Here is a 20909-nt window from a genome sequence, read left to right as displayed (position 1 = left end):
ACAAAGGCGACCACAAGCAACAACCGCCGCCCGACAACGCGGCCCCCCATCCCCGGAGAGAGCGCCGCTCGCCGCGTAGGCGCCGCCGGAGGCGCCCTTGACTGTCGCCTCTGACTGTCGCCCTTGACTGTCGCAGTAGAGCCGCCCACCTGCCCACTCCACCGCCGCCCTGCGAAACCAGCGGCATCCCCGACCCGCGCCACCAACGGATCCCGCCAACCATGCGCGAAGCCGTCAAGAAACGCCTATGACTGTCAACCCACAAACAAACCGCAACCACCCACACCCACCCACACACAAGCCAGGGCGCCGGAAAGGGCGGCCCCGAGGACCCGCCAGGGATCCTCGGGGCCGCCCATCAGACGGCCGCGGCTTTGTCAGCCGTTGACGCAGGTGTTGCCGAACGCCGGGTTCAGGAGGCCGATGACGCTGACGGTCAGACCGCAGGCGTTCACGGGCACGTGCACCGGGACCTGGATGGTGTTGCCCGAGACGATGCCGGGCGAGCCCACGGCCGAGCCGTTCGCGGTGGCCTCGGCACTGGCCACACCGGCCCCGGCCATCGCCAGGCCGCCGGTCGCGGCGACGAGAGCGGCGATCTTCTTGGTCTTCAGCACTGGTACTTCCTCCTGTGTAGCGGCGGCACCGATCACGTGCCGCTCGTCCGGAGAAACGACCACCGCTCACTGAGCGAAACGCCCACCGACCGGCGATCAGCCGATCTGGTGAAGGTATGACTTCCGACCTGTGGGACGGTTCGGGTCAGAAGCACGCCACGACGGCGGCGACGCCCAACTCCCGATCGACGGCCTCGCGGAAGACCCGGAGCACGCCGTCCACGAGCTCAGCCCCCTTCGACAGCGGGCCGTCCGCGAGCTCGTCGAGCCACACGCAGATCGAGGCGACCAGGTCCTCGCGATCCGCACCGGTGAGCAGTCCCTCGACCTCCGACAACGCGGCCGCGGCCTGGTCCGCGGTGAGCAGGAAGTCACCGAGGCAGCCGGGCATCCGGGCCGCCCGCACCGCCCCCAGCGCGTGGTAGAGGGCCGCCGCCGGAGACGACTTGCGCGCGCCGAGGCCGAAGGACTGTGTCTGCCCCGCTTCACTGATCCGCTCGATGACCTCCTGCACCAGGTCATCGCTGGCGACGTCGAAGAAGACATCGCAGAACGCTCGGCTGGCCTCGGTCCACACCCAGCCATGGCGATCATCGAGCTCGATGAACGCGACGTCGCCCTGGTCGGCCCACCAGGCCATGACCTGCTCACGATGCCCGGTCCCCGCCGCGAGCTCGTCGGCGTAGCGCTCCCGCCATGTCTGTATCTGCTCGTCGGCGGCTGTCGTCAGCATCCAGAATCCGGTGAAACTCACGTCTTGATGAGACCAGAGCCCGCCGACAAGGCCGGCCGATCCGCAGGTGCCGTCGGGTCAGAAGCACGCCGACACGGCCGCGGCGCCCAAGCCCTGTTCGGCGGCGCGGCGCAGGACGCGCAGCGGACCGTCCACAATCTCCGGCGCTTCGGACGCGGCGTCGTCGGCGGCATGCTCCAACCACCGGCCGACCCGCTCGACCACCTGGGCGCGGCGCGCTCCGCCCAGGATCTGCTCGACCCGCGGCAGCACGGCCGCGATCTCGTCGGCGGCGATCAGGAAGTCACCGAGGCTGCCCGGCATCCGGGCGGCATCGGCGGCACCCAGCGCCTGATACAGGGCCGCTGCCGGGGCACCCTTGCGGATAGCGGGGCTGCTGCGGCCCGGTGCGCCGGCCTCGTCGGCGGCGGCGATGACCTCGCCGGCCAGCTCGTCCGAGACGCTGTCCCAGAACAGGTCGGCGAAGGCGAAGCCGCTCTCGGTCAGCCGCCAGCCCTGCCGGTCGTCCGCCTCCAGGAATGCGTCGTCGCCCAGGGCCGCCCACCAAGCCAGCGCCTTCTCACGGCTGTCCGCCGCCTCCGCGCGCTCGTCGGCGTAGCGCTCCCGCCAGATGCGGATCCGCTCGTCGGCAACGGCCGTCAGGATCCAGAAACCGGTGACACCCACCCCTTGATGAGACCACAGCCCGCCGACAAGGCCGGCCGATCCGCAGCTGCGATCGGGTCAGAAGGTCATCGGGACCGCGGCGATCCCCAGGCCCTGGTCGGAGGCGCGGCGGAAGACGCGGAGCACCCCGTCCACGATCTCGGACGGTCCAGCCGCCGAACCGTTGCCGCCGTAGTCCAGCCACAGACCGACCCGCTCGACCAGCGCCCCGCGCCCGGCGCCGGCGAGCAGCCGTTCGAGGTCCGGCAGGAGCGCGGCGGCCTCGTCCGCGGCGATCAGGAACTCGCCGAAGCCGCCCGGCAGCCGGGCGGCGTCCGCCGCTCCGAGCGCATGGTAGAAGGCCGCCGCCGGAGCGCCCTTGCTCGCGGCCGCGCTGACGAAGCCCTGCGCGCCGGCTGCCTCGGCGGCGGCGATGACCTCCTGCGCCAACTCGTGGTCGGCAGGCTCCCAGAACAGGTCCGCGAACGCCGAGCCAGCCTCGGTCCGCTGCCACCGGCCGGCGCCGACCGGCCGCAGGAACGCCTCGTCGCCGAGGCCCGCCCACCAGGCCAGCGCCTGGCCGACGCCGTCCGCCGCGTCCGCGATCTCGGCGGCGTAGCGCTCCCGCCAGTCGCGGATCCGCTCATCGGCGGCCGTCGTCACGATCCACATCCCGGTGACACCCATCGGTCGATCAGATCAGAGGCCTCCGACAATCGCGCAGATCGGATTCAGATCCCCAGCACCGACGGGTCGACGGCAAGCGCGGCGAGCCGCTCGGCGGGGTTCGGCACCAGCTTGCGCGCCTTCAGGTCCATGATCCCTCCGGTGACCACGATGTCGGCGCACACCGTGCCGTCCGTCTTGATGATCTGCTGCTTGAGCTGGAACACCTTGCCCTCGGCCCAGGCGAATTCGCAGGTGACGTCCACCCGCTCGCCGCCGCGCAGCTCCCGCAGGTACTTCACGTTCACCTCCAGCGCGACCGGCCCGATGCCGCCGGCGACCATCGCGTTCTGCTGGATGCCCGCGGCGGCCAGCAGCTCCCAGCGGGCGTGCTCGGAGTACTGGACGTAGACGGCCTGGTTCAGGTGGCCCTGGGTGTCGAGCTCGTAGCCGCGGACGGTGATCGGGACCGAGAAGACCACGGTCGTCTCCTTTTGTGCGATGGCAGGCGCCAGTGGGGGCAGCGATCAGGGGCGACCGTAGTGGTCGCCCCTGACATGTTACTAGTGAGTAGCTTCGAACGCCCTTGGAGGAGTCCTACAAAGGACGCCGCATCCCTTCGACCACAGCCGCGGGCGTCTCCACGGCGATCGAGTGGTACTGCACGATCGGCGTCACGATCGCCTCGCGCGGCCCCTCCAGCCACGCCGCGCTGGAGTAGAAGGCGTCCTCCTGCTGCTGCAACTGCTCCAGCGAGTCGAAGGCCCGCATCAGGAACGCCTCCTCATGGCCGTCCTCGGCGTACAGCGACGGCCCGGCCGCCACCACGTCGATCCCCGCCTCGGCCAGCAGCGGGATCGCCTCCTCGGTCATCGCGCGCAGGAACTTCTCGCGCGTGCCCGGGTGCAGGCGGTAGGTGCGGATCTCCAGAATCATGTGCATCCCGTCATGTAGTCCTGCGTCACATAGCCGTGGTCGGCGGCGATGTAGTGCCCGTAGCAGCCGGAACGGTCGGCACCGACGTACAGTTCCGAGTCCGAGCCGTCCGCGGCGGTCACGACGCTGTTCACCCGCTGCAGGTTGCCCTTGGCCTGCACCCGGTCGTCGACCGCCGAGACCGGCTTCCAGGCGTTGCCGTGGTCGGCCTCGGTGCTGGTCAGCTGCCGCTCGACGCTGACCTGGCCGGTGACCGTGTAGGAGTCCGAGGTCGCACCCGGGATATAGGTGCTGGTCATGGCGATCGGGTAGGCCCAGCTGTCGTGCCGCAGCTGCCGGTGGCCCAGGCCCGGGCCGTCGGAGGTGGCGGTCTCGGTCCAGCCGGAGTCGCGCTGCTTCACGGTCTGCACCGTGCCGGCCTGCGCGACGTCGTCGCTGTTGGTGTAGGCGCTGTGCCGGGTCACGCTCGTGGTGATCCGGCCGTGCGAGGTGTCGACGTAGCCGGCGACTGTCCAGTCCCGGGTCACCGCCGAGGTGATCAGGTCGCTGCCGTCGGGCTGGGTGGCGACGTGGTAGTCCACGGCCGGCGAGGGCGTGATCGTGTCCTGGGTCAGCGCGCCGGAGGTCTGCGCGGAGCCGGCATCGACGTTCACGAACAGGCTGCCGTCCATCAGCCAGGTGTCGCTGATGTCGGAGGGCGGCACCAGGGTCACGGTGTGCGGCTTGCCGTCGGCCAGCAGGCCGGCGAAGGGCGTCAGGTCCAGGTCGTAGGGCTGGGTCCGGAACGCGTCGATGCTCGGGATCGGCCGCCACATCAGGGGGCTGACGCCGCCGGTGTAGATGACCGGGAACGGCTGCGCGGTCCCGGCCGGCTTGCCGTCGACGTCCACCTGTACCTCGCGGTACGTCCCCCCGCCGCAGAGCCCTTCGCTGGCGTGCGAGGCGGCGTAGGAGTCGGGCACGTTGGAGTACCAGAACTCCTCACAGCCGCCGCCGCGCGCGTACAGCTGCAGGTCCGCGCTCTCGGTGTTGCGCGGCAGCGTCACCGTGGTGCTCGCGGTCTGGCCCTGGGTCAGGCCCCACCACCCGGCCGCCGTGGTGCTCTGCGAGATCGGGACGACCACGTCGCTGTGCGCGGCTTCGGGGTGGTGCTTGTCGGCCTGGTAGTAGGTCACCGTCATCGTCATGTGGTAGATGCCGGTGTACGTGCTGTCCACGTTGTTGCCCAGGTCCACCACCAGCGGCTGCGGCGTGCGCAGCAGCGGGATGAACGCCGAGACGTCCTGGTCCACGTGCCAGCTGATGCCGGCCGGGTCCGGCTCGGGGGTGCTGGTCCGGAACACCTCCGAGCCGCCGATCCACACGCCGGCCAGCCGGTCGTACTGCCGGCCCGCGGCGTTGCCGGACCAGTCCAGCACCACCTTCGACCACGGCCCGGGACAGGCCGCCGGCGGCGCCAGGGTGCCGGTGAACGGCTGGCCGTAGCTGTTGGCGAAGTCGTGCTGCATCGCCGTGACCGTGCAGCTCGGGGTGTCCGGCCGCGCGATCGGCGGCAGCGCCGTCACCGGGTTCTGATAGTTGATCTCCACGGTCGGCGCGGCTGCCGCGGCGGTACCCGCGAGCGTGCCGGCGACGAACATGGCCGCGGCTGCGGCCAGAGCCAGGGGTCTCCACATGGCTGACACCCTGGCAAGGCCCCGAGCTACACACAAGGGCTGAATCCCTTATTTGATCTCGACTTTCCATGTGTAGGTGCGGCCGGCCTCGGCCGGGAACCGCATGCGGCCGGCGGCACCGAACAGGGGCGAGCGGATGCCGAGTTCGCCGGCGCGGTCCGGGGTCACGGAGATCTCCGTCACCGCGCCGTCGGCCCAGGAGAAGTCGACACGCACCGCGCCCCGGGCCCGCAGGCCGGTCACCGAGCCGTTCGGCCAGGCCGCCGGGAGCGCCGGCAGGATCCTGATCGCGCCGAGGTGGCTCTGCACGAGCATCTCGGCGATGCCGGCCGTGGCGCCGAAGTTGCCGTCGATCTGGAACGGCGGGTGCGTGTCGAACAGGTTGGGCAGGGTGCTGCCGGTGAGCTGTTCGGACAGCAGGCGGTGCGCGTGGTCGCCGTCCCCCAGCCGGGCCCAGAAGTTGATCTTCCAGGCCTTGGACCAGCCGGTGCCGCCGTCGCCCCGGGCGTTCAGGATGGTGCGGGCCGCCTCGGCGAGAGCCTCGTCGTGAAGCGGGTCGATGTCGGCACCCGGGTGCAGCGCGTACATCTGCGAGACATGGCGGTGCTGGTTCCGCGGATCGTCGAGGTCTTCCTTCCACTCCTGCAACTGGCCCCAGGAGCCGATACGCAGGCCGGAATCCAGGGCCTCCCGATCGGCGCTGAAACCGGGGGTGTGTTTGAAGAGGTCGCGGATGATCTGCTGGGCCATCGCGCCGCCCGCGGTGTATTCGCCCTGTTCCGGCGAGAAGCTCGGGTTCGCCACCAACGTGCCATCCCGGGGATCGCGCCGCAGATTCGCTCGCCAGAACTCGGCGGCCTCCTTCATCACCGGATAGGCACGCTCCCGCAGGAAGTCCTCGTCCAAGGTGAAGGCGTAGTGCTCCCACAGGTGCCTGCACAGCCATGCCGCAGCCTCCGGGAACCAGAAGGCGTCGGGCCAGTCGTGCACGCCGGTGAAGCCGAAGGGGGTGGTCTCGTTGTGCACCACCCAGCCTTCGGTGCCGAACATCTCGCGCGCCGACACCCGCCCCGGTGCCCGCAGCGCGTCGATGAAGTCGAACAGCGGCTCGGCGCACTCCCCCAGCGCGCACGGTTCGGCCAGCCAGTAGTTCATCTGCAGGTTGATGTTGACGTGGTAGTCGCCGGACCACGGCGGGGTCGGCGAGGCGTTCCACACGCCTTGCAGGTTGGCCGGCAGCAGGTTCCCGGGGCGGGAGGAGGCGATGAGGAGGTAGCGGCCGTGGTCGAAGAACAGCTGCTCCAGGGCCCGGTCGGTGGCGGGGGTGGAGTCGGCGGTGCCGTAGGCGGCCAGGAGGCGGTCGGTGGGGACGTCCTCCGGCAGGGCTCCGCCGAGGTCCAGGACGACGCGATCGAACAGGGCGCTGTGGTCGGCGATGTGCGCGGCGCGAAGGTCCTCGTAGGTGCGGGCCGCGGCTTTGGCGACGGCTTCGGCGACCGGGCCTGCGGGGTCGATCCCGTTGCGGTAGGCCGGATAGGTGCTCGCGTAGTCGGTCGCGGCGGCCAGCAGGATGACGAGGCGGTCGGCGCCTTCGACCGTCAGGCGCCCCCGGTCCGCGGTGAGGCGGCCGCCTTCGGGGATGGCCGTGATCCGGGCGGCGTGGCGCAGACCGTTGTCGCCGAGGGCGCCGGTGATGGTGATCGTGGCGTCCTCGGCGGTGACGCGGGTGCCCTCGATGCCGGGTTCGTAGCGCAGGACGCAGTCCAGCGCGCCGGGGCAGTCGGCGCTCAGCAGGCCGACCAGGACGCCCGCCGGGTTGCTGACGAAGTACTCGCGGGTGTGGCGGACGCCGGCTGCTTCGAAGGTGACGCCGGCGATGGCGTCGGAGATGTCGAGAGTGCGGCGATAGCCTTGAATGCCCGCTTGATCCAGCTTCGGGAACTCGATAATGAGGTCGCCGTAGTTCTGGAAGTTGCCGAACGCGGTCTTGGGCTGGCCGAGCAGCTCGGTGACCGTCTGCTGCGGCAGCCAGCCCTCCTCCTCGATCCGCCGCCGCACCTCCTCCAGGGCGCCGGGCCGTGGCGCGCGCCAGTCGCCGTGGTCGTAGCCGGGGTGCCCCGGTCCCCCGGTCCACAACGTCTTCTCGGTGAACTGGACGCGCTCGGCCGCGACCCCGCCGAAGACCATCGCGCCGATCCGGCCGTCGCCGATCGGCAGCGCTTCACGTTCCCAGTCGGTGGCGGGGGCGTCGTACCAGAGCAGGTGTTCCATGCTTGGTGATCCTGCCGTCGGGCCGACGCCGCCCGCCATGCAGTTTCGTCAGGCGTACACCGGAGTTTCCGCGGGCGCGCTCTGGTGCAGGTAGCGACGTCCGGCCAGCTGGATGAGGACGGCCGCCGCGATGCCGGCGACGGCGGTAGCGGCCGCCGGGGACAGTCCGGCGTGGGCGATGACGAAGCCGCTGATCGCCGCGCCGGCCGCGGCGCCGACGTTGAACAGCGTGATCAGCCAGGCGAAGGCCTCGGTGGCGGTGCCGGCCGGGGCGTATTCGCCGGTGAGCATGAACAGCACGGTCAGCGAGGGCGCGAAACAGACGCCGGAGACCACCATGATGGCCACCATCAACGGCGGTGCCGGGACCAGGAGCAGCAGCGCGTAGGCGGCGCCGAGGCCGACGCGCAGCGCCAGCAGGTGGCCGGTCGGCGAGCCGCGCCACTTGCGCGCGCCGTAGACCAGCGCCCCGATCAGCGAGCCGAAGGCGTTGATGGCCATCAAGGTGCCCGCGCCGCCGGGGAACTTGTGGTGCTCGGCGTAGTCGACCAGGACGACGTTCAGCGTGCCGATGGCGATGCCCAGGCCCATCAGCGAGGTCAGCAGCACCACCAGGCCGGGACTGCGCAGCGGGCCGAGCCAGTGCGCCTCGCGCGGCTCCGGGCGCCAGCCGCGCACCGGCTTGGTGGTGGCGACCACCAGCACCCCGACCGCGCCGAGCGCCGCGCCCAGCCACAGCGCCGCCACCGGCGAGGCCCAGGCCACGCACCCGGCCACGACCAGCGGCCCGGAGACGAAGATCAGCTCCTGCGCCGCGGAGTCCAGCGAGTACGCCGAGGCCAGGCCCTCGGCCGGCACCAGCTTCGGCCACAGGATGCGGATGCACGGCTCCAACGGCGGCGCGGCAGCCCCGGCCAGCACCACGCCGAGCAGCACCGTCGGCCGATTACCCGGCGCGAGCGCGAGGATGGCGAAGCCGACACCGGAGGCGGCGGCTGCGGGAACCAGCACCTTGACCTGCCCGACCCGGTCCACGAGGCGGCCCAGGACCGGGCCGCCGATCGCGGTGGAGACGGCCAGGGTGCCCGAGGCGATGCCGACGAAGCCGTAGTCCATACCGGAGCGGCGCAGGGCCAGCGGGATCATGAGGATGGACATGCCGCCGGGGAGGCGCCCGACCAGGGAGCCGGTGAGCAGGCGGGTGATGAAGGGTAGGCGAAGCAGAGCGAGGTAGCCCAAGGGAGATCCTTGTGTCGAAACGGCCGAACGAAATCTTTAGCCGCGTCCGGGGCAGGGGTTGCCTACGCTTGGCATGCTCTCATATCTCCGGTAGGGGTCACTAGTCCGTTACGACTGTGACTCCTGGCTCGCGCTGCACACTCCGCAGTGCACGGCGCCTGCTGTAGGTTCCCGCCATGCAGACCCCGGAGATTATCGAGGCCGCAGCCAGGCGGCTCACCGACGAGTACATATTCCCGGACAAAGCGGCCCTGGCCACCGACGCCCTCACCGCGGCCCTGTCGGCGGGCGACTTCGACGCCCTGGACGGTCCGGCCCTGTGCACCCGGGTCACCGAGATCTTCTTCGAGCACTGCGCCGACAAGCACCTGCGCCTGATCTGGAGCGAGGAGCCCCAGGACCTCGACGAGTCGGACAGCGATGCCCTCTTCAACGCTCTGATAGTGGCCGAGAACCACGGCATCCGGCGCGTCGAGCGGCTTGAGGGGAACATCGGCTATCTGGACCTGACCTTGGTGACCGACGCCTCGGTCGGCGCCCCGGCGATCGCCGCGGCCATGGAACTGGTCGTGAACACCGAGGCGCTGATCATCGACCTGCGCGCGAACCGCGGCGGCGCGCCGAACGGCGTCCAACTGTGGTGCAGCTACCTGTTCCCGGACGACGACACCCACCTCAACAACATCTACTCCCGCGTCAAGGACGGTACCCGCCAGTACTGGACCCTGGCCCACGTCGACGGCCGCCGCTACCTCGACCGCCCCGTCTACATCCTCACCAGCGGGACGACCTTCTCCGGCGGCGAGGAGTTCGCCTACAACCTGAAGACCCAGAAGCGGGCCACGCTGATCGGCGAGACGACCCGCGGCGGCGCGCACCCCACCGAGTTCCATGTGCTGACCCCGCACGTGGTGGTCTCCATCCCGAATGCCCGCTCGATCAACCCGGTCACCGGGACGAACTGGGAGGGCGTGGGCGTGGAGCCGGATGTGGCGGTGAGCGCGGAGGAGGCGTTCGAGGTCGCTTATCGGGATGCGCGGGACAGGATAGAAAAGAGCCATGCCGCAGCTGACCGCTGATCAGATCGCCGCCTACCTCGACCGCATAGGCGTGGCCGGCCCCTTGAAGCCGGACATCGACACCCTGAACATGCTGCACCGCGCGCACGTGACGACCGTCCCCTTCGAGAACCTGAGCATCCACCTGCCCGGCGAGGAGATCTCGCTGGATCTCAGCACCCTGATGGACAAGGTCGTCGCGCGCCGGCGCGGCGGCTTCTGCTACGAGCTCAACGGGCTGTTCGCGGCGTTGCTGGAGTCGGTCGGGTTCGGCGTGGAGCGTTTGTCGGCGCGTACGTACTCTGCGACGCTCGCGGCCTTCACCAGCAGGCCGCTGGACCACCTGGCGTTGCGGGTCACCGATGCGACTGGCGGGGTGTGGCTCGCCGATGTCGGGTTCGGCAAGCACAGCGCGCTGCCGCTGCGGTATGCCGAGCGCGGGGAGCAGAGCGATCCGTTCGGGACGTTCCAGATCCTCGAGACCGCTGACGGTCTGCTCGACGTGCTGCTCGACGGCTCGCCGGCGTACCGCGTGGATCCGCGCACCCTGGCGCTGGCGGACTTCGAGATGGGGCGGTGGTGGCAGGTCACCTCGCCGCAGTCGTTGTTCCGGCAGATGCTGATGTGTTCGCTGCCGACGCCGGACGGCGGCCGGGTGACGGTGAACGGCCGCAAGCTCATCACGACGGATGCCGACGGCCGGCGCGAAAGGGTGCTCAAGGATGACGCCGCTGTCCTGGCGGCCTATCAGGAACTGTTCGGGATCGCGTTGGACGTCGTCCCGACGCTGGCGTGACCGTCCTCACCGGAAATCCCTCGCCTTGCGCGAAACCCCCGCCCGCAAAGGCTCGATCCGCCCGGCCAGCACGTTCACCGCGCCATCGCTGCGCTCCAGCGTCCCGTGGACCAGCAGCGCCCCGTGTCCCAGCGCCACCTTCCGCTGCGCCTCCCACACCGGGGCCGGGCAGATCACGTTGATCAGCCCGGTCTCGTCCTCCATGCTCAGGAAGCACGTGCCGTGCGCGGTCGGGGGCCGCTGGCGGTGCGTCACCAGCCCCGCGACCCGGACCAGGCTGCGGTTGCGCACCGTCCGCAGTTCGGCGGCCGGGGTCACGCCGCGCAGCGCCAGACGGGCCCGCAGGTGGCCGATCGGGTGGTCCTCCGGGCTGGTGCCGGTGGCCCACAGGTCGGCCAGGGTGACCTCCACCGGGGTGAGCGGGTCCAGTTCCGGGACGGTCGTGCCCGGGGCGGTGCCCGGCAGGTGCCCGGAGGTGGTGCCGGCCAGCGCCCCGGCCGTCCACAGCGCCTCGCGGCGGTCCAGGCCGAAGCACCCGAAGGCCCCGCCGGTGGCCAGCGCCTCCAGCGTCGGGCGGGACAGGCCGGTGCGCACGATGAAGTCCTCCAGGTCCGCGAACGCACCCGCGGCCACGCGCTCGGCGACCACCGCCTCGGCCTCGTCGTCCCCCAGGCCGCGCACGCTGCTCAGGCCCTGGCGGATCGCCGGCTGCGCGATCGGCGAGGCGTGCCGGTGCCGCGGCCGGTAGGCATTGTCAGGGCTCTGCAATGTGGCCTTGGCCCCGGAGGCGTTCACGTCGACCCGCTTGACCTGCACCCCGTGCCGCCGGACGTCCGTGACCAGCGATCCGGGGCTGTAGAAGCCCATCGGCTGGTTGTTCAGCAGCGCGGCGGTGAACGCGGCCGGGTAGTAGCGCTTCAGGTAGCAGCTGCACCACACGATGTAGGCCATCGACACCGAGTGCGACTCGGGGAATCCGTACCCTGAGAAGGCGTGCAGCTTGTGGTAGATGTCCTCGGCGACCTCCGGCGTGATGCCGCGCTCGGCCATCCCGGCCATCAGCCGCTCCTTGAGCTCGGCCATCCGCTCCGGCGAGCGCTTGGAACCCATGGCCTGCCTCAGCCGGTCGGCCTCGGCGGCGCTGAACCCGGCCGCCGCGATCGCCATCTGCATCGCCTGCTCCTGGAACAGCACGACCCCCAGCGTGCGCCGCAGCACCGGCTCCAGCGTCTCGTGCGGGTAGGTGATCTCCTCGTCGCCGTTGCGCCGGCGCAGATACGGGTGCACCGCGCCGCCCTGGATGGGCCCGGGGCGGATCAGCGCCACCTCGACCACGAGGTCGTAGAAGGTGCGGGGCTTCAGCCGGGGCAGCGTGGACATCTGGGCCCGCGACTCGATCTGGAACACCCCGACGGTGTCGGCGTCCTGGATCATCTCGTAGACCGCCTCGGCCTCGGGGTCCCCGTCCTGCGGCAGGTCGTGCAGGCCCAGGCGGGTGCCGTGGTGCTCGGCGATCAGCTCCAGCGCGTCGTGGATCGCGCCGAGCATGCCCAGGCCCAGCAGGTCGAACTTCACCAGTCCGGCGGCCGCGCAGTCGTCCTTGTCCCACTGCAGGACGGTGCGGCCCTCGCGGCGGGCCCACTCGATCGGCACCACCTGCGCCAGCGGCCGGTCCACGATCACCATGCCGCCGTTGTGGATGCCCAGGTGCCGGGGCCGGCGCTGGAGCTGCCCGGCCAGTTCCAGGACTTGCTCGGGCACGTCCTCGCCAGCCGCCGGGACGCCCTCGTGCGGCCCGATGCTGCCGGCCCAGGCGTCCACGGTGCCCGGGGAGTAGCCCAGGACGCGCGCCGAATCGCGTAGCGCCAGCCGTGCCCGGTAGGTGATCACGTTGCAGACCATGGCCGCGCGGTCGCGTCCGTACTTGGCGTAGACGTGCTGGATCACGTCCTCCCGGCGCCCGGCCTCGATGTCGACGTCGATGTCCGGCGGGCCGTCGCGCACCGGGGACAGGAAGCGCTCGAAGACCAGGCCGTGCCGGACCGAGTCGACGCTGGTGATGCCCAGGGCGAAGCAGACCGCGCTGTTGGCGGCCGAGCCGCGGCCCTGGGCCAGGATGCCGCGGGCGCGGCAGAACTCTGCGATGTCGTAGACGATGAGGAAGTAGCCGGGGAAGGTGAGCTCCTCGATGACGTCGAGCTCATAGGCGATCTGCTGGTAGGCCTTGGGATTCTCGCTCTCGGGGCCGTAGCGCTCGGCCGCGCCGAGGTATGTCAGGTGTCTGAGCCAGCTGGCCTCGGTGTGGCCGGGCGGGACCGGATAGTCCGGGAGCTTGGGCTTGACGGTGTCGAAGTCGAAGGCGTGGTCGGCGGCCAGCTCGGCGCTGCGGGTCACGGCGGGGCCGAACTCGCGCACCGGGAAGCGCGCGAGCATCTCGGCGCCGCTGCGCAGGTAGGCGGTGGGCGCGCCGGGCAGCCAGCCGTCCATCTCGGCCAGGGTGCGGCGGGCCCGCAGCGCGGCCATCGCGGTGTGCAGGCGGTAGTCGGCGGGGCGGGCGTAGTGGACGTTGCCGGTGGCCACGGTCGGCACCCCGTGGCGGGCGGCCAGCCGGGCCAGCAGGCGGTTGCGGGCGTCGTCCAGGGGCTGGTCGTGGTCGGTGAGCTCGATCAGGACATTGCGAGGGCCGAAGGAGTCCATCAGCTTCCTGAGTTCGGTGTCGGCGGCCTGGAAACCCGCCTCGGTGAGGCCGTGGCGCTCCAGGGCCTGGCGGACGGTGCCCTTGCGGCAGCCGGTCAGGATGGTCCAGTCCCCGTCGGCGGCGGCCTCGGCCAGGTCCTCCAGGGCGTAGACCGGGCGGCCCTTCTCCTGGCCGGCCAGCTGCGCCTTGCCGATGGCCGCCGACAACCGCCGGTAGCCCTCGGCGCGGCGGGCCAGCACCAGCAGGTGGCTGCCCGCCGGATCGGTGACGCCGGTGCGCGCCGCGGTCAGCTCCAGCGACAGCTCGGCGCCGAAGACGGTGGCCAGCTCGGCGTCCTCGGCGGCCTGCTTGTACTGCATGGCGCCGGCGAAGCCGTCGTGGTCGGTGACGGCCAGGCCGTGCAGGCCCAGCCGGGCGGCCTCGGCGACCAGCTCGGCGGGGCTGGAGGCGCCGTCGAGGAAGGAGAAGTGGGAGTGCGCGTGCAGCTCGGCGTAGGGCGGGTCGAGCTTGGCGCTGCGGCGGGGCGCGGGCGCCTGCTGGGTCGGCGCCGTTTCCGGCGCGGCCTGCTCGGCCTCGCCGTAGCGGCCCCAGGTGAGGCGCTTCTCCAGCTCGCGCCAGCGGATGACCGGGTTGAAGGTGCCCATCAGTCGTACACCGCCTCGACGGACCAGCGGCCGTCCTGCACGGCCAGCAGCCAGGCCCGGCCGTCGTCGGTGACGGCCTGGAACCGGGCCCGGCGCACGGCCGCCGCCGGCTCCCACCACCGCTCGGCCAGCGGCCAGGGGCCGGCCCAGGACAGGATCCTGAGTCGCTCGCCGGTCTCGGGCAGCGCCAGCTCCGCAGGGTCCGCGGTGATCCGCAGACGCCCGGAGACACCGACCGCGCGGCCGGCGGCGTCGGTGACCTCGGCCGGACGCGGCGCGCGCGGGACGTCGGCGGGGGCGGGCGCGGGCAGGGCGGCGGGCCAGGGCGCGGGCTCGGGAGCCTGCGGCGGCAGGTCCCCGTAGGGAGTACGGACGCCCTGGTCGGCGGGGGTACGACCGCCGGCGTCGGCCGGGAGGGTGACGGCGTTCGGGCCGTACATCGCCTGCAGGCGCTCGGCGGCGCGGGCGATGCGGTCCGGAGCCTCGTCGGCGCCCCACAGGCCCGGCTGGACGCCGCGGGCCGGGACGAGGTGGTCGGGGATGAGGCGCAGGCGGGTGATGCCGCGGTCGGCGTGGGGGGCTTCGGCCTCGGCTTGGGCTCCGGTTGCGGCTGCGGCTCCGGCTCCCGGTGCGGCTGCGGCTCCGGCTCCGGCTCCGGCTCCGAGCGGACCGTCGGCTGCGGTATCAGAGATCTGATGGTCCGCCTGCAGAACGGCCTGCCACCCGGACAGCTGCCAGCGCACCCGCTCGGCGACCGCCGTGCTGGACAGCAGCCCCTCGTGCCGCCACAGCCGGTAGGAGACCTCGGGCTCGGCGCCGGGGCCGGCGGCGCCGTGAATCTCCACCGCCACCCGCACCCCGGCCACGCCAGCCTGGGCGAGCACCGTGTGCAGCTCGTCGGCGAGCGCCTTGGCGGCGAACACGATCCGCTCCGAGCCGTCCGCCGGCGGGTCGAAGACCGCCTCGACGGACAGATCAGGGCCCTGACGCAGCGGGGCCGGCGGCTGGGCGTCCAGGCCCCGGGCCAGGCGGTGCGCCGCCACCCCGGCCGCGCCGAACCGGCCGGTCATGGCGTCCGCGGGCAGCTCGGCCAGCCGGCCCAGCGTCTGGACCCCCAGCCGGGACAGCGGCTCGACCAGCTCCGGCAGCTCCAGCACCGAGGTCGGGAAGGACGCCAGGAACTCCGCGGTCCGACCCGGCACCACCCGCGTGTCGCTGCGGGCGGCCAACGACGCGGCGAACACCCCGTCGGCCACCCCGACCCCGGCACCGACTCCGGTCTCCCCGATCCGGTCCCGGATCGCCCGCACCACCAGGTCCTCGCCGCCGAAGTAGCGCGCGGGGCCGTCCATCGGCAGCGCCGCCAGCCCCGGGCGCACCACCTCGAAGCGCGGGGTGAAGTCGGCCAGCACCGCCAGCACCGGCTCGAAGGCCCGCGCCTCGGCGGCCTCGTCGCGGGCGTGCAGGATCAGCTCCGGGGCGAGGCGCTGCGCGTCCCGGGTCCGCTGTCCGCGCCGGACACCCTCGGCGCGCGCCGCCGAGGAGCAGGCCATGATCGTGCCCTTGACGACCACGGCCGCCGCGGTGTCCGGGTCGGCGCCCACCGCCACCACCGGCCAGTCCGGGCACCACACGGCCAGCGCCCGGTCGGGGATGGTGGGATGCGCGGACACGGGTGGTGCCTTTCCTAGGCGGTGGTTGGGATTCAGGCTCTGGTGTTAGCTCTGGTGTTAGCTCAGGCGGCGAGTTCGGATCCGGGGCAGGGGCGGCCCTGCCTGCCTACGCACTCCACAACCGCACGACCTCACCACCGTCCCGGATCTCCGCCGACACCCCGAACCGCTCGGCGCTCTGCCCCGGGAGCATCGGCGCGTCCGTCTCGGCGGCCCACTCGCGCACCGCACCGTCGGCGGCGGGCAGCCAGAGCCGGGCGCTGCGCTCGCGGGCGGCGGCACCCCGGCCGGCGGCGGCGATCGTGACCCGGCGCCCGGTCAGATGGCCGGTGCCCTCCCCGAGCCCGGACCAGGCCGCCTCGGTCAGCCGCAACCGCAGATCGGCCCCCGGCCACTCGCCGGCCACGACCAGCACCGCGCCGCGCTGCCGCGCCGTCCGCCGAATGCGGGCCCCGATACGCCGCACATGCTCCCCGGCAGGACGGCGCGGCGGACGTACCAGAACCAGGTCCACCGCACCGGCCAGCACCGCCACCGCCTCGGCCCACCGCTCGCCGGGCTCGTCCAGCATCAGAAACCGGCTGAGATCCGCACCCATCCCCGAGGCCGCCGCGATCCCGAACGCGGGCAACCCCACCACCCCGCACCACGCCCCGCCGGCCGACGCCCCCGCCGCCAACGCCAACGCCAGATAACTCGGCGCGTCGCTCCCCGGCCGCACCCGGTCCCCCACCGCCACCGTCGCCCCACGCCGCAGCACACCGCCGGGCACCAGGGTGCGCAGCGCGGCGAGCACGGGCACGTCCGCAGCGCCCGCGCCGGCGCTCGCCTCTGCGCTCGCACCCCTGGCCTGCGGCGTCTCCGAGACCGCCGCATCCCCGCCGACCAGCACTCGCAACCGCGCCACGGCCGCCGCGCGGTCCGTGTCGTCGTCGAACGTATGCGCGATCAGTGCCACTCGGCCATATTCGAAGTTCTGTTCGAGTGTGTCAACTGGTGAGCGGCTTCCTGGCGGATCGCAGGGGGTGCGACTACCAGTTGTAGTCGACGGGGCCCGGTCTCAGGTGGCGCGCGAGACGGTGATGATGTGGCCGTGGTGGCCGGTGATGCCCATGCGGCTGGTTCAGCCGGACTTCGCCGATGACAAAAGCGGCCCGTCCCCGGCGATGTCCTCGCCGAGGCCGGGCCCGCACCAGCTTCGATGGCCGTTCAGCAATGAAAGTGCAAATACATCACAGACACGTCATCCGAGGCCTGGCGCAAATGATTCAAAGCGAAAACAGAGAAGTCGTCGAGCGAACCGCCGAAGGAGGAATCGTCCAGCCATTCCCCGCCCTCCGTGACAAAGGCACCGCATCGCAGCAGACGCGCCGCCTCCCGCTTCAGGTAATCATCAATCGTTCCACGGAAGATATAAACAGGATCCTCAAACGGGTGCAGGATTTTCCTGCCCGGCCCGAGGTATTCACGAACCGGCGCCTGAGAAGCGTAGTCCGCGCGAGCCTCCCGAGCCGTGTAACCGGCACCGCTCAAAGCCTTGTCCAAGAAATGACCGAGCGGCACGACGGACGACGCGCCAGGCGTGGAGTGCCAGGCCTGCCACAAGCCGGCGGACTCGGCAGCGGCGAGGCGGAAGGCATCCAGATCGATCGCGGACACCGGCCCGCCGAAGCAGCGTCCGGGCTGATCGCCGACTGGCACAAGCCGCGGATCCCCGACGAACTCAGGCTTCACTGCGAAGGAGGGATAACCCGGCGTGGGCAGCTCCCACCAGTCCCACTCACCGTCATCGACCTTGTTCATGTCGAAGGCGGAAACCTGATCCGAAACCAGCGCCATCATGGCCTCTTTCGAGGCACTGCCCGCGACGCAAATGATGCCGTAGAACTTGGTCACAGCGCCCAAGGTTAGCCAGCCCCAGAGCGGCGGGGCCGGGCATTAATGTGTTCGACCATGCAGCTCGGCGAACTCATCGGGTCCGGACGCGACGCGGACGTCTACGCTCTCAACGAGAACTGGGTCCTGCGCCGCAACCGCGACGGCCGCTCTCAGGCCGGGGAGGCCGCGGTCATGGCCCATCTGCACGCGCACGGCTATCCGGTGCCGGAGATCCACCCCGCGCCCGCCGACACACCGGCAGACCTCGTCATGCGGCGGGTCGAGGGGCCGACGTTGCTGGACGCGGTGCTGGCCGGGCAGATCGGTGTCGCCGAGGTCGGGGCGACGCTCGCCGAGTTGCTCGTGCGGCTGCACGCCGTGCCGCCGCGCGGCGCCGCGGGTCCGGGAACGGGAACGGGAACGGCGATCCTGCACCTCGACCTGCATCCCCTGAACGTCATCCGCGCCGCTGACGGTCCCGTCGTCATCGACTGGTCGAACACACGCGAGGGCACGCCGGCCCAGGACTGGGCGATGTCCGCGCTCATCCTGGCCCAGGTCTCCCAGGACGGCTCGGAGCTGTCGCGGGCCGCCGCCGAGCTGCTGCCCGCGCTGCTCTCCCATCGTCCGGCGGCGATCGTCCTGGACGCCGGCGTCATGGCGTGGGCTCGCGATGAGCGGGCCGCTGATCCGAACCATCCGCCCGGCGACCTCGATGCCGCGGTGGCGCTGGTGATCGCCCGCGCCGGGTGAGAGCATCGGGCGGACGAGCCGGAACGAGCGAGAGGCCACCGCGTTGAGAGCTTGGCAGGTCACCAGACACGGCGAGCCCGCCGATGTGTTGCGTGCGGTCGAGGTGCCGGCGCCTGAGGCCGGTGCGGGGCAGGTGCTGGTGCGGGTTCGGGGTGCGGCCCTGAATTTTCCCGACGTGCTCATGTGCCGGGGGCAGTACCAGGTGCAGCCGCCTTTGCCCTATACGCCGGGGGTGGAGTTGTGCGGCGAGGTGGTGGAGACCGGGGCGCGGGTCGTGGGGTCGCCGGTGCTGCCGGGCGGTGCGCTGGCCGAGTACGCGCTCATGGAGGCCGACTCCATGTATCCGGCGCCTGATTCGCTGGACGATGCCGAGGCCGCGGGGTTCCTGCTGGCCTATCAGACCGGGTGGTTCGGGTTGCACCGGCGGGCCGGGTTGCGGGCCGGGGAGACGTTGCTGGTGCATGCCGCGGCCGGCGGGGTCGGCAGTGCGGCGGTGCAGTTGGGCAAGGCCGCCGGAGCGCGGGTGATCGCGGTGGTCGGCGGGCCGGCCAAGGCCGAGGCGGCGCGGGCGCTGGGGGCCGATGTGGTGGTGGACCGGCTGGCCGAGGACTTCGTCGGCGTCGTCAAGGAGGCCACCGGCGGGCGCGGGGCGGACGTCGTGTACGACCCGGTCGGCGGGCAGGCTTATCAGGGCTCGACCAAGTGCGTCGCCTTCGAGGGGCGCATCGTGGTGGTCGGGTTCGCCGGCGGCACCATCCCGGCCCCGGCGCTGAACCACGCCCTGGTCAAGAACTACTCGATCCTGGGCCTGCACTGGGGTCTGTACCGGGCCAAGGACCCTCAGGCGGTGGCCGAGTGCCACCGCGAGCTGACCCGGCTGGCCGACGCCGGCACGATCAAGACCCTGGTCGGCGCGCGGCTGTCCTTCGAGGAAGCCCCGGCCGGCCTGACGCGGCTGGCCGCCGGGGAGAACCTGGGCCGGCTGGTGGTCGTGCCGTAGCGGAACCGGAACGGCCCGGCGGCCTGCTCACGGCCGGCCGTCGGCCACCGTCGCGCGCTCGCGGACCACCTCGACGTCGAACTCCAGCCCGAGCAGGATGGCCAGGTTCGACAGCCACAGCCACAGCAGGAACACGATCACTCCGGCGACCGTGCCGTAGGTCTTGTTGTACGAGGCGAAGTTCGCGATGTACGTGGCGAACCCGGTGGACAGCACCAGCCACAGCACCACGGCCAGCACGCTGCCCGGCGTGACCCAGCGGAAGCGGCGGCCGTCGGTGTGCACCTTCGGCGCGGCCCAGAACAGCAGCACGATCATCGCGGCCACCAGCAGCACCAGCACCGGCCACTTCACGATCGACCAGATCGTCAGGGCGGTGTTCCCCAGCCCCAGGATCTCGGTGGTGCGGTCGGCCAGCGGGCCGGTGAACACCACGATGATGACGCTGACCATGGACGTGATCATCATCAGCATCGTCAGGCCTATGCGCAGCGGTGTGGTCTTCCACATCGGCCGCTTCTCCCGGACCCGGTACACCGTGTTCGAGGCCCGGATGAAGGCGCCCACGTAGCCCGAGGCCGACCACAGGGCTCCGACCACTCCGGCCACCGCCAGCGTCCCGCCGGTACTGCGACTGGCCCGCACCTGCGTGATGGCGGTGCGCAGGACGTCGTGCACCGACCCGGGCGCGAGCTTCTGCACGTTGTTCAGCACCGTGTTGACGGCGGAGTCGCCGAGCAGGCCGAGCACGGATATCGCCAGCAGCAGCGTGGGGAAAACGGCCAGGAAGCCGTAGTACGTCAAGGCCGCGGCCCGGTCCACCAGTTCGTCGGTGTGCGCCGCTATCGCCGAGCGCTTGAGCACCGCGAACCAGTTCCGGGCGGACAGCTGCACGGACTGATCAAGGCTCTGGTCCTCGGTCTTCTCAGCCTTCTCGGCCTCCACCACCACCTTGGAGGTCTTACTCGTAGCAGTCTGGCTGGAGCCCCCAGAAGCCTTGGCCGAGTCCCCTGAAGCCTTCGCGGAGCCCGCGCTCGCAGACGCCTTCCCCGCGCTGAGGCGCCGCTCGAGGCGGCTCTCCGTTTTCCGTCGCATCCGAAGCTTGTATCCGGTTCCGAGGCCGCGACACAAACCCGCTGGATCAGCCTGGCTCCGGCGCCGCGGGCTGTGGCGGCGGAGCCGTCGCACGGCTCGAAAATCAGACCGTTTCGGTTTGACGGAATGGGTTATGAGGGCGATGGCCGGCCTACTACCGAGAACGGGGATAGCCGTAGAGAGAGGATCTCACTCGTGAGCACAGAGACCCGCACACGGTTCTATCACAGACGCGCGCCCGGGGATCTCGTCTTCCTGGTGGCCGTCATCATCGCCATCATCATCATCGCGCACATCATCTTCGTGCTGTTGAACGCCAACAACGGCAACGACATCGTGAGCACGGACGGCGACTGGGCCGCGTGGTTCGCGACGTGGTTCCTGAACCTGTTCACCCCGGACAGCCACGACCTGAACATCACGCTGAACTACGGCATTGCGGCAGTGTTCTACCTCGTCGTCGGCGGAATCCTGCGCCGGATCATCAACGATCTGTAAAACGCCTTTGCC

General features: G+C 71.4%; 19 protein-coding genes. 5 read left to right on the top strand and 14 right to left on the bottom strand.

Annotation, left to right across the window (positions count from 1 at the left end; translation table 11 throughout):
• Positions 1–377: 377 nt before the first annotated feature.
• The 9 genes from ABIA35_RS43155 to ABIA35_RS43115 form a co-directional block, all read right to left on the bottom strand.
• The gene (locus ABIA35_RS43155) at positions 378–563 is read right to left on the bottom strand and encodes a chaplin (protein ID WP_370344477.1); all 186 of its coding nucleotides are present in this window, start codon (positions 561–563) and stop codon (positions 378–380) included.
• Between the two features lie 199 nt (positions 564–762).
• A complete protein-coding gene (locus ABIA35_RS43150; RefSeq protein WP_370344469.1) occupies positions 763–1371 on the bottom strand; it encodes a hypothetical protein in 609 nt (202 codons plus the stop codon).
• Positions 1372–1428: 57 nt separating this feature from the next.
• Positions 1429–2037 (bottom strand): hypothetical protein, encoded by a 609-nt coding sequence (locus tag ABIA35_RS43145; protein ID WP_370344467.1) that lies wholly within the window; start codon positions 2035–2037, stop codon positions 1429–1431.
• A gap of 57 nt (positions 2038–2094) precedes the next feature.
• Complete coding sequence (locus tag ABIA35_RS43140) at positions 2095–2703, bottom strand: hypothetical protein (protein WP_370344466.1); 609 nt, start codon at positions 2701–2703, stop codon at positions 2095–2097.
• Positions 2704–2747: 44 nt separating this feature from the next.
• On the bottom strand, positions 2748–3164 hold the full coding sequence (locus tag ABIA35_RS43135) for an acyl-CoA thioesterase (protein WP_370344465.1): 417 nt from the start codon (positions 3162–3164) through the stop codon (positions 2748–2750).
• Between the two features lie 115 nt (positions 3165–3279).
• Positions 3280–3624 (bottom strand): NIPSNAP family protein, encoded by a 345-nt coding sequence (locus ABIA35_RS43130; RefSeq protein ID WP_370344464.1) that lies wholly within the window; start codon positions 3622–3624, stop codon positions 3280–3282.
• Complete coding sequence (locus tag ABIA35_RS43125; RefSeq protein WP_370361874.1) at positions 3615–5294, bottom strand: peptide-N4-asparagine amidase; 1680 nt, start codon at positions 5292–5294, stop codon at positions 3615–3617. The genes ABIA35_RS43130 and ABIA35_RS43125 overlap by 10 nt, the downstream gene beginning before the upstream one ends.
• A 48-nt stretch (positions 5295–5342) precedes the next feature.
• Positions 5343–7565, bottom strand: a complete 2223-nt coding sequence (locus ABIA35_RS43120; RefSeq protein ID WP_370361873.1) for a glycoside hydrolase N-terminal domain-containing protein — start codon at positions 7563–7565, stop codon at positions 5343–5345.
• A gap of 48 nt (positions 7566–7613) precedes the next feature.
• Complete coding sequence (locus ABIA35_RS43115; RefSeq protein ID WP_370344461.1) at positions 7614–8804, bottom strand: MFS transporter; 1191 nt, start codon at positions 8802–8804, stop codon at positions 7614–7616.
• A 176-nt stretch (positions 8805–8980) separates the two neighbouring features.
• Between ABIA35_RS43115 and ABIA35_RS43110 the strand changes: the two genes are divergently transcribed.
• Positions 8981–9883: a S41 family peptidase gene (locus ABIA35_RS43110; protein WP_370361872.1), complete on the top strand. Its 903-nt coding sequence runs from the start codon at positions 8981–8983 to the stop codon at positions 9881–9883.
• A complete protein-coding gene (locus ABIA35_RS43105) occupies positions 9864–10658 on the top strand; it encodes an arylamine N-acetyltransferase (protein ID WP_370361871.1) in 795 nt (264 codons plus the stop codon). Before ABIA35_RS43110 ends, ABIA35_RS43105 begins: the two co-directional genes overlap by 20 nt.
• Positions 10659–10664: 6 nt before the next feature.
• On the opposite strand, the gene ABIA35_RS43100 is transcribed toward ABIA35_RS43105, so the two are convergent.
• The 4 genes from ABIA35_RS43100 to ABIA35_RS43085 all read right to left on the bottom strand — a co-directional run bounded on the left by ABIA35_RS43100 (position 10665) and on the right by ABIA35_RS43085 (position 17569).
• Positions 10665–14000 carry an error-prone DNA polymerase gene (locus ABIA35_RS43100; RefSeq protein ID WP_370361870.1) on the bottom strand — a complete coding sequence of 1112 codons (3336 nt, stop codon included), beginning with the start codon at positions 13998–14000 and terminating at the stop codon, positions 10665–10667.
• On the bottom strand, positions 14000–15673 hold the full coding sequence (locus ABIA35_RS43095) for a DNA polymerase Y family protein (protein WP_370361869.1): 1674 nt from the start codon (positions 15671–15673) through the stop codon (positions 14000–14002). Before ABIA35_RS43095 ends, ABIA35_RS43100 begins: the two co-directional genes overlap by 1 nt.
• A 106-nt stretch (positions 15674–15779) precedes the next feature.
• Entirely contained in the window at positions 15780–16631 is an 852-nt protein-coding gene (locus tag ABIA35_RS43090; RefSeq protein ID WP_370361868.1) for a hypothetical protein, read from the bottom strand.
• Between the two features lie 251 nt (positions 16632–16882).
• Entirely contained in the window at positions 16883–17569 is a 687-nt protein-coding gene (locus ABIA35_RS43085) for a hypothetical protein (RefSeq protein WP_370361867.1), read from the bottom strand.
• A 57-nt stretch (positions 17570–17626) separates the two neighbouring features.
• Between ABIA35_RS43085 and ABIA35_RS43080 the strand changes: the two genes are divergently transcribed.
• Positions 17627–18304, top strand: coding sequence for a phosphotransferase (locus tag ABIA35_RS43080; RefSeq protein WP_370361866.1), 678 nt, complete (start codon positions 17627–17629; stop codon positions 18302–18304).
• Between the two features lie 43 nt (positions 18305–18347).
• Positions 18348–19304 (top strand): NADPH:quinone oxidoreductase family protein, encoded by a 957-nt coding sequence (locus ABIA35_RS43075; protein ID WP_370361865.1) that lies wholly within the window; start codon positions 18348–18350, stop codon positions 19302–19304.
• A gap of 27 nt (positions 19305–19331) precedes the next feature.
• On the opposite strand, the gene ABIA35_RS43070 is transcribed toward ABIA35_RS43075, so the two are convergent.
• Positions 19332–20399 (bottom strand): YihY/virulence factor BrkB family protein, encoded by a 1068-nt coding sequence (locus tag ABIA35_RS43070; protein ID WP_370361864.1) that lies wholly within the window; start codon positions 20397–20399, stop codon positions 19332–19334.
• A gap of 195 nt (positions 20400–20594) precedes the next feature.
• Here ABIA35_RS43070 and ABIA35_RS43065 point away from each other — a divergent pair, with 195 nt between their 5' ends.
• On the top strand, positions 20595–20897 hold the full coding sequence (locus tag ABIA35_RS43065; RefSeq protein ID WP_370344451.1) for a hypothetical protein: 303 nt from the start codon (positions 20595–20597) through the stop codon (positions 20895–20897).
• Positions 20898–20909: the final 12 nt, after the last annotated feature.

The organism is Catenulispora sp. MAP12-49 (assembly GCF_041262705.1).
GTDB lineage: Bacteria > Actinomycetota > Actinomycetes > Streptomycetales > Catenulisporaceae > Catenulispora.
Note: the sequence above shows the minus strand (reverse complement) of the source record. Positions and strands in the feature narration are given on the sequence as shown.